This is a genomic window from Trinickia sp. HAY1-2D, assembly GCF_056754935.1.
Genome location: NZ_JBPGWX010000002.1, coordinates 4,002,108 through 4,017,576 on the forward strand (window position 1 = coordinate 4,002,108; position 15,469 = coordinate 4,017,576).

At 64.2% G+C, this 15,469-nt stretch carries 8 protein-coding genes and 1 pseudogene; 7 read left to right on the forward strand and 2 right to left on the reverse strand.

Features of this window, described 5'->3' with window-relative positions; genetic code table 11:
* The first annotated feature begins 14 nt into the window (after positions 1 to 14).
* The 4 genes from ACR9ZC_RS25660 to ACR9ZC_RS25675 all read left to right on the forward strand — a co-directional run bounded on the left by ACR9ZC_RS25660 (position 15) and on the right by ACR9ZC_RS25675 (position 5,518).
* Positions 15 to 236: a hypothetical protein gene (locus tag ACR9ZC_RS25660; RefSeq protein ID WP_331570123.1), complete on the forward strand. Its 222-nt coding sequence runs from the start codon at positions 15 to 17 to the stop codon at positions 234 to 236.
* Between the two features lie 146 nt (positions 237 to 382).
* The gene (locus ACR9ZC_RS25665) at positions 383 to 628 is read left to right on the forward strand and encodes a DUF6566 family protein (RefSeq protein ID WP_481582408.1); all 246 of its coding nucleotides are present in this window, start codon (positions 383 to 385) and stop codon (positions 626 to 628) included.
* Between the two features lie 191 nt (positions 629 to 819).
* Positions 820 to 1,704 (forward strand): ion channel, encoded by an 885-nt coding sequence (locus ACR9ZC_RS25670; RefSeq protein WP_481582409.1) that lies wholly within the window; start codon positions 820 to 822, stop codon positions 1,702 to 1,704.
* Positions 1,705 to 1,888: 184 nt separating this feature from the next.
* Positions 1,889 to 5,518, forward strand: a complete 3,630-nt coding sequence (locus ACR9ZC_RS25675) for an indolepyruvate ferredoxin oxidoreductase family protein (RefSeq protein WP_481582410.1) — start codon at positions 1,889 to 1,891, stop codon at positions 5,516 to 5,518.
* A 10-nt stretch (positions 5,519 to 5,528) separates the two neighbouring features.
* On the opposite strand, the pseudogene ACR9ZC_RS25680 reads toward ACR9ZC_RS25675, so the two are convergent.
* Positions 5,529 to 6,811: pseudogene (locus ACR9ZC_RS25680) on the reverse strand (sensor domain-containing phosphodiesterase).
* Between the two features lie 216 nt (positions 6,812 to 7,027).
* Positions 7,028 to 8,335: a solute carrier family 23 protein gene (locus ACR9ZC_RS25685; protein ID WP_481582411.1), complete on the reverse strand. Its 1,308-nt coding sequence runs from the start codon at positions 8,333 to 8,335 to the stop codon at positions 7,028 to 7,030.
* Positions 8,336 to 8,705: 370 nt separating this feature from the next.
* On the opposite strand from ACR9ZC_RS25685, the gene ACR9ZC_RS25690 reads away from it, so the two are divergent.
* The 3 genes from ACR9ZC_RS25690 to narH are packed head-to-tail and all read left to right on the forward strand — an operon-like array spanning position 8,706 to position 15,467.
* Entirely contained in the window at positions 8,706 to 10,121 is a 1,416-nt protein-coding gene (locus ACR9ZC_RS25690; protein ID WP_481582412.1) for a NarK family nitrate/nitrite MFS transporter, read from the forward strand.
* Positions 10,122 to 10,140: 19 nt separating this feature from the next.
* Entirely contained in the window at positions 10,141 to 13,947 is a 3,807-nt protein-coding gene (locus tag ACR9ZC_RS25695; RefSeq protein WP_481582413.1) for a nitrate reductase subunit alpha, read from the forward strand.
* Positions 13,944 to 15,467, forward strand: coding sequence for a nitrate reductase subunit beta (gene narH, locus ACR9ZC_RS25700; RefSeq protein ID WP_481582414.1), 1,524 nt, complete (start codon positions 13,944 to 13,946; stop codon positions 15,465 to 15,467). Before ACR9ZC_RS25695 ends, narH begins: the two co-directional genes overlap by 4 nt.
* Positions 15,468 to 15,469: the final 2 nt, after the last annotated feature.

Below are 15,469 nucleotides of genomic sequence, written 5' to 3' on the forward strand. Positions count from 1 at the left end.
AAAGGAGCGGCATCATGGACGACGTGACCTACACCAAGGGCATCTATACGGCGACGGCTGCCGTGCGACCGCTCGACAACGGGCAATTCCAAGGCGTCGTATCACTGGCCCGCGACGACGCTACGGCTCCCGAGACGACGGCTTACGAGGTGGAAGCGCCAAGTCCGAGTGCTGTCGAAGCCCTCGAGGAGGCCAAGGCGCTCGCGCATCGCATCCTCGGCGAGCTCGAGTTTTAGCGAGTCGCTCTGGAGGGCGTGGCAGGTCGCCTCGCTTTGTAGGCCTGCTTATGGCCATGCTTCATGGACCGCTTCGCGAACACCCTTTTTCGTTCGCAGACCCCTTTTCCCGAACTCGCGCCTGGCCAGCGCGGCAGGAGCCGAACATGGTCGAACAACTCTATCTTTATGGCGTCTATTCGATTCACGTCCGTGCGATCGAGCTCGAGGGCGCCCGCTGGGACGCGGAGTACGAAATCCGCCACCAGGACAAACCGGTGCAGAAGTGGACGACGGTCGGCGGCGACAGCGGCTATGCGACCGAAGACGAAGCGATCGACGGCGCGCACAAGCGCGCCGTGACCGACATCGAGCATGGCGCCGGCGTGCCGAAGCCCAAAGCGTTCCCCTGATCGGCAATCGCGCGGCACCGTGTTACGCTCGGGCCGCATCCACTCCGAGGCCCGCGCGAATGCCAGCCAATACGTCAGCACGCAACGGAACAACCGCTTCGCAAGAGGCGCCGGCAGGCCGCGCGCGCCAAGCGTCGGCAGGCGCCCCGGAGAGCGCAGGCGTGCGCGCGCGCCGCGGCCGCGTCTTACGCATGCAAACCGGAAACACGGTGGTATCGCACGGTCTGCCCGATCACGATCTGCACGATATCTATCACCGCGCATTGACGGCGAGCTGGCCCATGTTTTTCATGTCCCTCGCCGCTTTCTTCGTACTCCTGAATACGGTCTTCGCGAGCCTTTATCTGCTCGGTCACGAGCCCATCGCCAACCAGTCTCCAACCGGGTTTCTCGGCGCGTTCTTTTTCAGCGTGGAGACGCTCGCGACGGTCGGCTATGGCGATATGCACCCGCAGACGACCTATGCGCACCTGATCGCGACGCTCGAAATATTCACCGGCATGTCGAGCATCGCGTTGGCGACGGGCCTGATCTTCGTGCGCTTCTCGCGCCCTCGCGCGCGCATCATGTTCGCGCGCTACGCAGTCGTGCGCCAGCTCGACGGCCGGCTCACGCTGATGGTCCGCGCCGCCAATGCGAGGCAAAACGTCATAGTCGAAGCGGGTGCCAAATTGCGCCTCATGCGCTACGAGACCACCCCGGAGGGCTACTCGCTCTGGCGCATTTCGGATCTCGCGCTGCTGCGCGATCGCCATCCGATCTTCCTGCTCGGCTGGGTGTTGATGCATGTGATCGACGAGTCGAGCCCGCTTTACGGCGCAACGGCCGAGAGCCTCGCCGCGTCCCGCGCCTCACTGCTGATTCACATCGAAGGGTCGGACGAAACCACGACGCAATCGATGCAAGCGCGCTACACGTGGCCGAACGAACAGATTCTCTGGGACCATCGATTCGTCGATCTGCTGCAGGACGACGAACACGGCATCCGCCATATCGATTACACGCATTTTCACCAGGTCGTCCCCATCGAAGACGGAGACGACGCGCCCGCGGGCTCGACACGAGTCAGAAGTTGAATTCACTCCTATTCCGATCCATTCGGGCAGAAACTCGCACGATAAGCGCCACCGGCGCGCGATAAAGCAAAAACTCTCCACTATTGCCGCGAAAGAATGGAGGCTTGGCCTCTGGCGCGACGCCGCGTCGCGGGCCTGCCGCCTGCGCACGTACCGCGCGGCGCAATAACTGGAGACACCCGTCATGACCGCGCGCCTGGCCCTCGAGGGCACCCCCGCCCTATCCGAATATCGGCTCACCGATAACCTGAGCGCCACGCAGGGCCGCATCTTTCTCACCGGCACGCAGGCCCTCGTGCGGCTGATGCTGATGCAGCGGCGCCTCGACCGGGCACGCTCGCTCGATACGGCCGGCTTCGTGAGCGGCTATCGCGGCTCACCGCTGGGCATGGTCGATCAGCAGATGTGGAAAGCGAAAAAGCTGCTCGACGCGGACGACATCCGCTTCCTGCCCGCGATCAACGAGGAACTCGGCGGCACAGCGGTGCTCGGCACGCAGCGTGTGGAAGCCGACGAAGCGCGCACCGTCGACGGCGTCTTCGCGATGTGGTACGGCAAGGGGCCCGGCGTCGACCGCGCCGGCGACGCCCTGAAGCACGGCAATGCATACGGCTCTTCGCCGCATGGCGGCGTGCTGGTCGTGGCCGGTGACGATCATGGCTGTGTGTCGTCGTCGATGCCCCATCAAAGCGACTTCACGATGATGTCGTGGCAAATGCCGATCGTGAATCCGGCGAACGTTTCGGACATGCTCGAATTCGGCCTCTACGGCTTCGCGCTGTCGCGCTTCTCGGGCGCCTGGGTCGGTTTCAAGGCGATTTCGGAGACCGTCGAATCGGGGTCGACCGTCGATCTCGATGCACTCACGACGCAGTGGAACGCGCCGGTCGACTTCACGCCGCCCACCGATGGCCTGCATAACCGGTGGCCCGATCTGCCGAGTCTCGCCATCGAGGCACGGCTCGCGGCGAAGCTCGACGCGGTACGAGCCTTCGCGCGCGTCAACAGCATCGACCGATGGATCGCGCCGAGCCCGCATGCCACCGTCGGCATCGTTACGTGCGGCAAAGCGCATCTCGATCTCATGGAGGCCCTGAGAAGGCTCGACCTCACCGTCGAGGAGCTCGAGGCCGCCGGCGTGCGGATCTATCAAGTCGGTCTCTCGTTTCCGCTCGAAACGACGCGGCTCGATACGTTTGTCCAGGGCCTCGGCGAAGTCTTCGTCATCGAGGAAAAAGGCCCCGTCGTCGAACAGCAGATCAAGGAACACCTCTTCAACCGCGCGGCGGATACGCGCCCCCTCGTGCTCGGCAAACGCGATGCGAGCGGCGCCCCGCTGCTACCGGCGACGGGCGAATTGCGGCCCTCGCGCGTGCTGCCGCACTTCGCTCAATGGCTCGCTCGCGTCAAGCCCGCGCTCGACAGGCGCGAGCGCGTGGTCGACCTCGTCGCGCCGCAGATTCTCTCGAATGCCGCCGATGCCGTGAAGCGCACGCCCTACTTTTGCTCGGGTTGCCCGCACAATACGTCGACGCGCGTGCCCGAGGGCTCCGTCGCGCGAGCCGGCATCGGCTGCCACTTCATGGCTTCCTGGATGGAGCGCGATACGACGGGGCTCATTCAAATGGGAGGCGAAGGGGTGGACTGGGCCTCGCACTCGATGTTCACGAAGACGCGCCACGTCTTCCAAAATCTCGGCGACGGCACCTATTTCCACTCCGGCATCCTCGCCATCCGGCAGGCGGTTGCCGCGAATACGAACATCACCTACAAGATTCTCTACAACGATGCCGTCGCGATGACGGGCGGTCAGCCCGTGGACGGCAGTATCTCGGTACCGCAAATTGCGCGGCAGGTCGAAGCGGAAGGCGTGTCGCGTTTCGTCGTCGTCTCGGACGAGCCGCACAAGTACGACGGGCACCATGCGCTCTTTCCCAAGGGGACGACGTTTCACGATCGCAGCGAGCTCGATGCCGTGCAGCGGATGTTGCGCGAGATCGAAGGCGTGACCGTGCTCATCTACGATCAGACCTGTGCGGCCGAGAAGCGGCGGCGGCGCAAGAAGGGCGAGTATCCCGATCCCGACCGGCGCCTGTTCATCAACGAGGCCGTCTGCGAAGGCTGCGGCGACTGCGGCGCGCAGTCGAACTGCCTGTCCGTCGAACCCGTCGAGACGCCGCTCGGCCGCAAGCGCCGCATCGACCAGTCGTCTTGCAACAAGGACTTCTCGTGCGTCAACGGCTTTTGCCCGAGCTTCGTCACCGTGCTCGGCGGCACACTCAAAAAGGCCGCGGGCATCGCGTTCGACGAAGCTTCGCTGGCCCGGCGCGTCGATGCGCTGCCGCAGCCGGGCGCGGCGCTCGGCGACGCGCCTTACGATATTCTCGTCACGGGCGTGGGCGGGACCGGCGTCGTGACAGTGGGCGCCCTCATCAGCATGGCCGCGCATCTCGAGGGCAAGAGCGCATCCGTGCTCGATTTCATGGGCTTCGCGCAAAAAGGCGGCGCCGTGCTCTCGTATGTGCGCTTTGCCGCGCGCGATGCGTTCCTCAATCAGGTGCGCATCGATACGCAGCAAGCCGACGTACTGCTGGCCTGCGACATGGTCGTGGGCGCGAGCCCGGATGCGCTGCAAACGGTGCGGCACTCGCGCACCCGGATCGTCGTCAACACGCATGCCATTCCGAATGCCGCGTTCGTGCGCAACCCCGATGCGAGTCTCGAGAGCGAGGCACTGCTGGCCAAGATGCGACACGCCGCGGGCAGCGAATTCATGTCCACGTGCGATGCACAAAGCGTCGCGGCCAGGTTTCTGGGCGACACCATCGGCGCGAATATCCTGATGCTCGGCTTTGCCTGGCAACTCGGTCTCGTACCGGTCTCGCTCGCGGCACTCATGCGCGCGATCGAACTCAACAACGTTGCGGTGCCGATGAACCGGCTCGCGTTTTCGATTGGCCGCCTCGCGGCTGGCGACCCGGCCGGACTCGGCGCGTTATGGGACGAGCGGCACGCGCCACGCGGTGCTCGCTCGCACGGTTTCTCGACCGATGAGGCCGCCGATGGGGCTGCCGACTCTGCCGCCGGACTCGATGCCCTCGTTGCCGATCGCGAAGCGCGGCTCGCGGCCTACGGCGGTGCCCGCTATGTCGAACGCTACCGCGCCCTCGTGGGGCTCGCGCGCGAAGCCGACGCCCGCGCCCCGGGCGCAGGCATCGCGCAGGCGGTAGCCACGGCGTTTTATCGCCTGCTCGCAGTCAAGGACGAATACGAAGTCGCGCGGCTTTATCGCGATGCCGAATTTCGCGGCGCGCTCGAGGCGCAATTCGAAGGCAGCGCAGGCAAGGACTTCAAGATTCGCTTCAACCTTGCGCCGCCCGCACTTTCGAAGGCCAAGGCGGGCGGTGTGCCGCGCAAGATCGCATTCGGACAATGGCTGTGGCCCGTGTTCGGAGCGTTGGCTCGTTGCCGCGGGCTGCGCGGCACCGCGTTCGATCCGTTCGGCAGGACGCTCGAACGGCGCATGGAGCGCGCACTTGCTTACGACTACGAGCAAACCATGAAACGCGCATTCGCGATCGTCGGCACCGCGACGGCTGCCGACGTTGCGACGCTTGCCGGCCTTTACGCGCGCGTGCGCGGGTATGGCCACGTCAAGCTCGCGAATCTCGCGGCAATGAAACGCAGCGAGCGCGAGATCGCGGCTCGGCTGGCGATCGAGACGGCAACGAGCCCGGACGTGCAGCGCGCGCTCGACGAAGCGCGCGGCGTTCGAGCGCTGCGGGGGATACCGGTGGTCGTCGCGGGGAAGTAGAGAGCGGCTTTCATTCCATCGAGGCTTCGTCCTCTACCCAGTCGATATCGCCGCACAGCACGCATAGTCGTTCGCCTATCCGGACGGCGAGCGAGATCGTGACGCAGGGCAACGCCTCGTTGATCGAAAGATAGGGCTTCGTCGCGTGGACGCGATCGGGCATTTCCATCGCCGCCCGAAAATACGGCCGGCGCATCCAGTTCGCGCCCTCGGCGTCGGCAACCGGCATGAAACGCGCCTCTTGGCCCGGCCGATCCGCGCGCAGCACGATGTTGCGGCCCGCCTGGCGCCCTTCGGAATCGAGCAGAAAGCAGCGCGCGGCATGGTCGAGCGCCAGAAAATTCCAGCAAACCTCCTCCAACGGCTCGCCGGCCGCAATCCTTTCGCCGGCTCGCGCGAACGCGCGCAAATAAGGCGCGAGCCGCGCGGCACGGCGTCGCTCGCGCGATTCCGTCTCCGAGCGGTGATGAGCGGCGAGTTCCCCACGCGCGCGGCAGCGTAGCCGCTATCGGCCGGGCCCGCAGCCGGCCTGCCGAAGTAAAAGCCCTGAACGAAATCGGCGTCGCTGGCGAAGGCGAGTTGCGCCTCGTGTTCGGTCTCGACACCCTCGATCAGCACGAGCTTGCCGGCTTCGTGCAACAACGCGACGAAGCCCGGCAGAATCGCTGCCGCCGGCGTGCGATGCGCCGCATGCGACAGCATCATCCGGTCGATTTTGACGATGTCGGGGTCGAGCTGCCACACGCGCTCGAGATTCGAATCGCCGGCGCCAAAGTCATCGAGCGCGATGAGGAACCCGAGTTCGCGAAAACGCCGCGCCTCCTCGGCGATGCGCTCGAAATCGTGTATCCGGTCCTCGTGGATCTCGAGCACGATGCGCCGCGGCGGCAGAGCGAGCCTCGATAGACTCGCGGCAAACGCCGCCGCATGGTAGGACTCGGTCAGCGCACCCGCATGCACATTCAGGAACAGCCACTCGCGCTCGGCACCGAGCATCTTGAAGTTCTCGAGGTGCAGCGCCATCGCGAGCCGGTCCACATGATGGAGTTCGCCTTGCCGCGACGCCTCGCCGAATACGTCGAGCGGCGGCACCGGACAATCGAAGGAGTCGTGCGCGCGCAGCAAACCCTCGTAACCCACCGCGCGCAAGTGAGCCAGGCTGAAGATGGGTTGGAATACGCTCGTGAAGGTCAGCTCGCGGTGCCGCAGCGCGTAACGCTGCAGTCCGGAGACCATATCGAGTTCGAAACCGGCCGGCGGCGTCACCGGCGCGTCTTGCAACGCGCTCATCATGCGCGCCTCCGGCCGGCGTTTTCGATCGAAGTGAATGGGTTCATTGGCGGAGCTCCTCGGAATGATCTTATTGACGGCTACCGCCACCAAGCAAGCTCCGTGCGCAACCACACGGGATCGCGCAAACCGCGCCGCTCGCGCATCACGTCGGGGCACTGCGCGCAAGACGCACCGTGAAGGTGCGCATTTCGCGCCATGCGCGTGCCTCGCGCGCGATCAAAGCACCGGACCGGGTGCGGCTTCGCGCCGCAACAGTGCATAGAGGATAATCGCCCCGAATGTCGCGGTCCCGATCCCGCCCAGCGCGAAACCGCAGAACTTCAGTGAGAAGTCGCCCGCGCCGAGTACCAGCGTGACGGCTGCGACGATGAGGTTGCGGTTGTCCGAGAAGTCGACCCGGTTCGCCACCCAGATCCGCGCCCCCGTGACGGCGATGAGCCCGAAGACCACGATCGAGACGCCGCCGAGCACGGGCCCGGGTATCGTTTCGATCAACGCCCCGAACTTCGGCGAGAAGCCGAGCCCGATCGCAATGATCGCGGCGACGACGAACACGATCGTCGAATAGATCTTGGTGACCGCCATGACGCCTATGTTCTCGGCATAGGTGGTGACTCCCGTGCCGCCCGACATGCCGGACACGATCGTCGCCAGCCCATCGCCCACGAACGCGCGGCCAATGTAACGGTCGAGGTTCTGCCCGGTCATCGCACTCACGGCCTTGATGTGCCCAAGATTCTCGGCAACGAGGATCACCGCGACCGGCGCGATCAGCAGCATGGCGTGCGGATCGAAGACCGGCGAGCGGAAATGCGGCATGCCGAACCAGGCAGCATTGGCCACGCTCGCGAAGTCGATCGGCCGGCCGATGCCCATGCCATTCGCGAGCACCGCGTAGAGCGCGTACGCAGCGATGAGGCCGACGAGAATCAGCAGCCGCTGCACCATGCCGCGCGCGAACACAGCGACGATGCCAACGCACAGCACCGTGACGAGCGCCATCCACGAATCGAAGGCCGACGTGCTGACACCTCTCACGGCGATCGGTGCGAGGTTCAGACCAATGACCGCAACAACGGCTCCGGTGACGACCGGCGGCATCAGCGTTTCGATCCAGCGCGTGCCGATGGCCGCGACGATCAGGCCGATGACGACATAAGCCGCGCCACAGGCAACGATGCCGCCGAGCGCCACAGGGATGTTCGGATTCGGGCCGTGGCCGCCATAGGCCGTTACCGCGATGACGAGCCCGATGAACGAAAAGCTGGAGCCGAGATAGCTCGGCACACGTCCGCCCACGAGCACGAAAAAGAGCAGCGTGCCGATGCCCGACATGAAAATGCAGAGATTCGGATCGAAGCCCATCAGCAATGGCGCAAGCACCGTGGAGCCGAACATGGCGACGACGTGCTGTACGCCCATTGCGATCGTCTGCGGCCATGCGAGCCGTTCGTCGGGCCCGACGACACGGCCTTCGACGGCACGCGGCGCGAGGCGCCAGCGCGGGAAATAGGAATCGGCCATGCTCGTGGGGCTCCTTTTGTATCGGCGTCGACGCGCCGCGCAAACAGCGCCGCCTGTTGGTGGAATCACGCGCGAGTTTAAGGAGGGCCGGTTGCCCTGGCAAGCCGTGCGCCGTTCGAGGAAGCCCCGGTCTCGAGGCGCGCCGCTCTTCTCGACAGTCGGACTTCCTGCGGCGCGATGTCGCGATATGCCGCGCTTCGCCGCCAACGTCAGCGTCCTTTGATCTCGCTCAATACCCCCAACGCCACGAGGGCGACTATCACGCTGTGACATTTTCAATCCCGATCGAGCGCGCAAGGGACTGCAACGCGGGGAATGGGCGAGCGGCCCGCCCTCGCCTTCCGTGCGCGCCGCAACCCGGAGAGACTTCATGGGTATTGAATCGCCCCCCCTCGGCTCGCGACGAGGGCACACGCTCGAAATCTGGACGCCCGAGGACAAGGCGTTTTGGGAACGGGAAGGCGAAGCCATCGCGAAGCTCAACCTCTGGATCTCCGTTCCCGCGCTCTTCCTGGCGTTCGCGATCTGGCAGGTCTGGAGCGCCGTCGCCGTGCAATTGCCGCTGCTCGGCTTCACTTATTCGACGAATCAGCTCTTTTGGCTCGCCGCGGCACCCGCGCTCTCCGGCGCGACGCTACGGATCTTCTACTCGTTCATGGTGCCCATCTTCGGCGGCCGGCGCTGGACCGCGGTCTCCACCGCGTCGCTGCTGGTTCCCGCGATCGGCATCGGCTTTGCCGTGCAGGACAACACGACGAGCTATCCCACCATGCTCATCCTCGCGCTCCTGTGCGGCTTCGGAGGCGGCAACTTCAGCTCGAGCATGGCCAACATCAGCTTCTTCTTTCCACGCGAGCGCAAGGGTTCCGCACTCGGTGTGAATGCCGGCCTCGGCAATCTCGGCGTATCGGTGGTGCAGTTCTTGAGCCCGCTCGTCGTGACGGCCGGCATCTTCGGCGTGTTCGGCGGCGCATCTCAAACCATCGTGAAGAACGGTTTGATCGCTCAAGTCTGGATCCAGAACGCGGCATTCGTCTGGGTGCCCTGGATCGTGATCGCGGCTATCGCAGCCTGGTTCGGCATGAACGATCTGGCCGATGCGAAAGCATCGTTCGCCGCGCAAGCCGCAATCTTCCGCCGAAAGGACAACTGGCTGATGTGCGTACTCTACCTCGGCACGTTCGGCTCGTTCATCGGTTATGCCGCCGGCTTTCCGCTGCTCATCAAAAGCCAGTTCCCGGGCATCAACGCGCTTGCCTACGCATGGCTCGGCCCGTTGATCGGTGCCTCGATCCGCCCGTTCGGCGGCTGGCTGGCCGACAAGCTCGGCGGTGCGCCGGTCACGTTGTGGAACTTCGTCGTCATGGCATGCGCGGTAGGCGGGGTGCTCTACTTCCTGCCGTCGGGACCCTCGGGCGGCAGCTTCGCCGGGTTCTTCGTCAGCTTCCTCGTGCTCTTCATGACCTCGGGCATCGGCAACGGGTCGACGTTCCGCATGATTCCCGTCATCTTCCAGACGCTCAAGCTGCGCGAGGTGAACGCATCCGATCGCGAAGCCGTGCTGCACGCTACGAAGGAAGGCAACACCGAGGCTGCCGCAACGCTCGGATTTTCCGCGGCCATCGCCGCATACGGCGGCTTTTTCATCCCGAAGAGCTATGGCACATCGCTCGCGCTGACGGGCGGCCCCGAAGCGGCGCTCTATGTGTTCATCGGCTTTTACGCCATCTGCATCGCCGTGACCTGGTGGCGCTATGCGCGCCGTAACGCGCCGATGCCTTGCTGAAACGACGGATTGCCCACAAATGAGCCACTTTCTCGATCGCCTCAATCATTTCGCACTGCCGAAGGAATCCTTTTCCGACGGACACGGGGTCACCACCGGCGAGGACCGCACGTGGGAGGACGCCTATCGCAACCGCTGGTCGCACGACAAGATCGTGCGCAGCACGCACGGCGTCAACTGCACGGGTTCGTGCTCATGGAAGATCTACGTCAAAGGCGGGATCGTCACATGGGAAACGCAGCAGACCGACTATCCGCGCACCCGCTGGGACATGCCCAACCATGAACCGCGCGGCTGCGCGCGCGGCGCATCGTACTCGTGGTACCTCTATAGCGCCAACCGCGTGAAGTACCCGATGGTCCGCGCCCGCCTGCTCGAGCGCTGGCGCGCCGCGCTGACGGTATGCCGCGACCCCGTCGACGCATGGGCCTCGATCGTCGAAGACGATGCGGCCCGTCGCGACTACCAAAAAGTGCGCGGCATGGGGGGCTTTGCGCGCAGCAGCTGGGAGGAAGTCAATCGACTCGTTGCCGCAGCCAATGTCTATACGATCAAGCGGCACGGGCCCGACCGCGTGATCGGCTTTTCGCCGATCCCCGCCATGAGCATGGTCAGCTATGCCGCCGGCAGCCGCTATCTGAGCCTCATCGGCGGCGTATGCATGAGCTTTTACGATTGGTACTGCGATCTGCCGCCGTCGAGCCCGCAAGTCTGGGGCGAGCAGACGGACGTGCCCGAATCGGCCGACTGGTACAACTCGAGCTACATCGTCGCGTGGGGCAGCAATGTGCCGCAAACGCGTACGCCGGACGCGCACTTTTTCACGGAAGTCCGCTACAAGGGCACGAAGACCGTCGCGATCACGCCGGACTACAGCGAAGTCGCGAAGCTTTCGGACCTCTGGCTCCATCCGAAGCAAGGCACCGATGCCGCGCTGGCCATGGCGTTCGGCCATGTCGCGCTCAACGAATTCTATTTCAAGACCCGCAGCGCCTATTTCGACGACTACGCACGCCGCTACACCGACTTGCCGATGCTCGTGCTGCTTCGGTCGCGCACGCTCGAAGACGGCCGTACGGCGCTCGTGCCAGACCGCTACATCCGCGCGAGCGACTTCGACGGTTCGCTCGATCAAGCCAACCACCCCGAATGGAAGACGATCGCCTACGACACCGCCGGCCAGCCCGTGGTGCCGAACGGCGCCATCGGTTTTCGTTGGGGCGACGAGGGCCGGGACGATGCGGGCAAGTGGAATCTCGAGAACAAGGACGCGCGCGATGGACATGAAGTCAAGCTCAAGCTCTCTGTGCTCGAGAACGCGGACCAGGTGCCGGAAATCGCCGACGTCGCGTTTCCGTACTTCGGCGGCGTGAACTCGCCGCACTTTACCGCGAACGCACAGCAGGGGGACATCAATCTGGCGCGTGTGCCCGTCGCGCGTATGCGCCTCACGCAGGACGGCAAGGCGGTCGACGCGCTCGTCGCCACCGTGTTCGATCTGCAAGCCGCGCAATACGGCATCGATCGCGGCCTCGGCAGTGGCGCGGCGAGCTATGACGACAACGCGCCCTACACCCCCGCATGGGCCGAAGCGATCACGGGCGTGCCGCGCGAGCAGATCGTCACGGTGGCGCGCGAGTTCGCCGCTAACGCCGACAAGACGCAGGGCCGCTCGATGATCATCATCGGTGCGGGCATGAATCACTGGTATCACGCCGATATGAACTATCGCGGCGTGATCAACCTGCTGATGATGTGCGGCTGCATCGGCAAGAGCGGCGGCGGCTGGTCGCATTATGTCGGCCAGGAAAAGCTGCGTCCTCAAACGGGCTGGACCGCGCTCGCCTTCGCGCTCGACTGGATTCGTCCGCCGCGTCAGATGAACAGCACGAGCTTCTTCTACGCTCACACGGACCAATGGCGCTACGAGAAGCTCGGCGTCGACGAGATCGTGTCGCCGCTCGCCGACAAAGCGCAATTCGGCGGCAGCATGATCGATTACAACGTACGTGCCGAGCGTATGGGCTGGCTGCCGAGCGCACCGCAGCTCGATACCAATCCGTTGCAGGTTGCCAAGGATGCCGCCGCGTCGGGCATGGCGCCCGGCGACTATGTCGCGACATCGCTGAAGTCCGGATCCCTGCGAATGAGCTGCGAGGACCCCGACGCGCCGCAGAACTGGCCGCGCAACATGTTCGTCTGGCGCTCGAACCTGCTCGGCTCGTCGGGCAAGGGCCACGAATATTTCTGCAAGCACCTGCTGGGCACCGATAACGGCGTGCAAGGCAAAGACCTGGGCGCCGGCGATGCGAAACCTGCCGAAGTGCGCTGGCACGACGAGGCACCGCAAGGCAAGCTCGATTTGCTCGTCACGCTCGATTTCCGCATGAGCACCACCTGTCTCTATTCGGACATCGTGTTGCCCACCGCGAGCTGGTACGAGAAGAACGACCTCAATACGAGCGACATGCACCCGTTCATCCATCCGCTCTCAGCGGCCGTGGATCCGGTTTGGCAAGCCCGCTCCGACTGGGAGATCTACAAGGGCTTTGCCGAGGCCTTCAGCGACGTCTGCGTCGGCCATCTCGGCGTGGAAAAGGAAGTCGTGCTCACGCCGCTCATGCACGATACGCCCGGCGAGCTTGCCCAGCCATTCGACGTACGCGACTGGAAAAAGGGCGAATGCGAGCTGATACCGGGCAAGACCGCGCCGCAGGTCACCGTGGTCGAACGCGATTACCCGAATGTCTACAAGCGCTTCACCGCGCTCGGCCCGCTCATGAACCGCGTGGGCAACGGCGGCAAGGGGATCGCCTGGAAAACCGCCACCGAAGTCGAGCAGCTCGGCGAGCTGAACGGCGTGACGCTCGAAGAGGGCGTAACGAAAGGCATGCCGCGCATCGTCTCGGATATCGATGCCTGCGAAGTCATTCTGCACCTCGCGCCCGAGACGAACGGACATGTCGCCGTCAAGGCGTGGGAGGCGCTCACGAAAGCGACGGGCCGCGAACACAAGCACCTCGCGCTTTACCGCGAAGACGAGAAGATTCGTTATCGCGACATTCAGGCCCAGCCGCGCAAGATCATCAGCTCGCCGACCTGGAGCGGAATCGAAAGCGAAACCGTCAGCTACAACGCGGGCTATACGAACGTGCACGAGCTGATCCCCTGGCGCACGCTCACGGGCCGCCAGCAGTTCTATCAGGATCACCCGTGGATGATCGCGTTCGGGGAGGGGTTTTCGACCTACCGTCCGCCCGTCGATCTGAAGGCCACGGCCGGCATCAACGGCGTGAAGCCGAACGGCCATCCCGAGCTCGTGCTGAACTTCATTACGCCGCACCAGAAATGGGGCATTCACAGCACCTACAGCGACAACCTGCTGATGTTGACGCTCAATCGCGGCGGCCCCGTCGTCTGGATCAGCGAGGACGACGCCAGCCAAGCCGGCATCGAGGACAACGACTGGATCGAGGTCTTCAATGTGAACGGAGCGATCGCCGCACGCGCCGTGGTCAGCCAGCGTGTCAAACCCGGCATGGTGCTCATGTATCACGCGCAAGAAAAGATCATCAATACGCCGGGCTCGGAAATCACGGGAATACGCGGCGGGATCCACAACTCGGTGACGCGCATCGTGCTCAAGCCCACGCACATGATCGGCGGCTACGCGCAATTGAGCTACGGCTTCAACTACTACGGCACGATCGGCACGAATCGCGACGAGTTCGTGGTCGTGCGAAAAATGAGTCAGATCGACTGGCTCGATACGCCGCGTGACGAAGGCGCGAGCGGCGCGACGCAGCATCATGGAGACAAGCAATGAAAGTACGCGCACAAATCGGCATGGTGCTGAATCTCGACAAGTGCATCGGCTGCCACACCTGCAGCGTGACGTGCAAGAACGTCTGGACGAGCCGCCCCGGCATGGAGTACGCCTGGTTCAACAACGTCGAAACGAAACCGGGCATCGGTTATCCAAAGGAATGGGAGAACCAGGATAAATGGAATGGCGGCTGGGTGCGCCGCGCCGACGGCTCCATTGCGCCGCGCCAGGGAGGCAAGTGGAAGCTGCTCATGCGCATCTTCGCGAATCCGAATCTGCCGCAGATCGACGACTATTACGAGCCGTTCACGTTCGACTACGACCACCTGCAAAGCGCGCCCGAGATGAAGGCCTCTCCGACGGCCCGTCCGCGCAGCCTGATCACCGGCCAGCGGATGGAGAAAATCGTTTGGGGGCCTAACTGGGAAGAGATCCTCGGTGGCGAATTCGCCAAGCGCAGCAAAGATCGGAATTTCGACGACATTCAGAAAGACATCTACGGACAGTTCGAAAACACGTTCATGATGTACTTGCCGCGGCTGTGCGAACACTGCCTGAACCCGGCGTGCGTGGCTTCGTGCCCTTCCGGCTCCATCTACAAGCGCGAGGAAGACGGCATCGTCCTCATCGACCAGGACAAATGCCGCGGCTGGCGCATGTGCGTATCGGGCTGCCCATACAAGAAGATCTACTACAACTGGAAAAGCGGTAAGGCCGAAAAGTGCATCTTCTGCTATCCGCGCATCGAGGCCGGACAGCCCACCGTCTGCTCGGAGACCTGTGTCGGTCGCATCCGCTATCTGGGTGTGCTGCTCTATGACGCCGACCGCATCGAAGCGGCGGCCTCCGTCGAGAACGACCGCGATCTCTACGAGGCGCAGCTCGACGTCTTTCTCGATCCCAGCGATCCCAAAGTGATCGAGCAGGCGCGTAAGGACGGCGTGCCCGAGAACTGGATCCAGGCCGCGCGTATCAGCCCGGTCTACAAGATGGCGGTCGACTGGAAGGTCGCGTTGCCGCTGCACCCCGAGTATCGGACTCTGCCGATGGTCTGGTACGTGCCGCCGCTCTCGCCGATCACATCCGCGGCCAATGCCGGACACATCGGTGTGAACGGCGAGATTCCCGACGTCAACCAGCTGCGCATTCCGGTGCAATACCTCGCGAACTTGCTGACCGCGGGCGATACCGTGCCGGTCGTGCGCGCGCTCGAACGAATGCTGGCGATGCGGGCCTGGCAGCGCGGCAAGCATGTCGACGGCATCGAGAACCATGAGGCCCTCGCGCAGGCGGGTCTCAGCGTCGAGCAAGTCGACGAGATGTACCGCGTCATGGCGATCGCCAACTACGAAGACCGCTTCGTCATCCCCACCTCGCACCGCGAGTATGCCGAGAACGCGTTCGATGTCCGCGGAGGATGCGGATTCAGCTTCGGCAACGGCTGCTCGGAAGGTGTCGGCGAAACGAGCCTCTTCGGCGGCGCGAAGCGCCGGACGATTCCGATCAAGGCGGAGATCTGAGC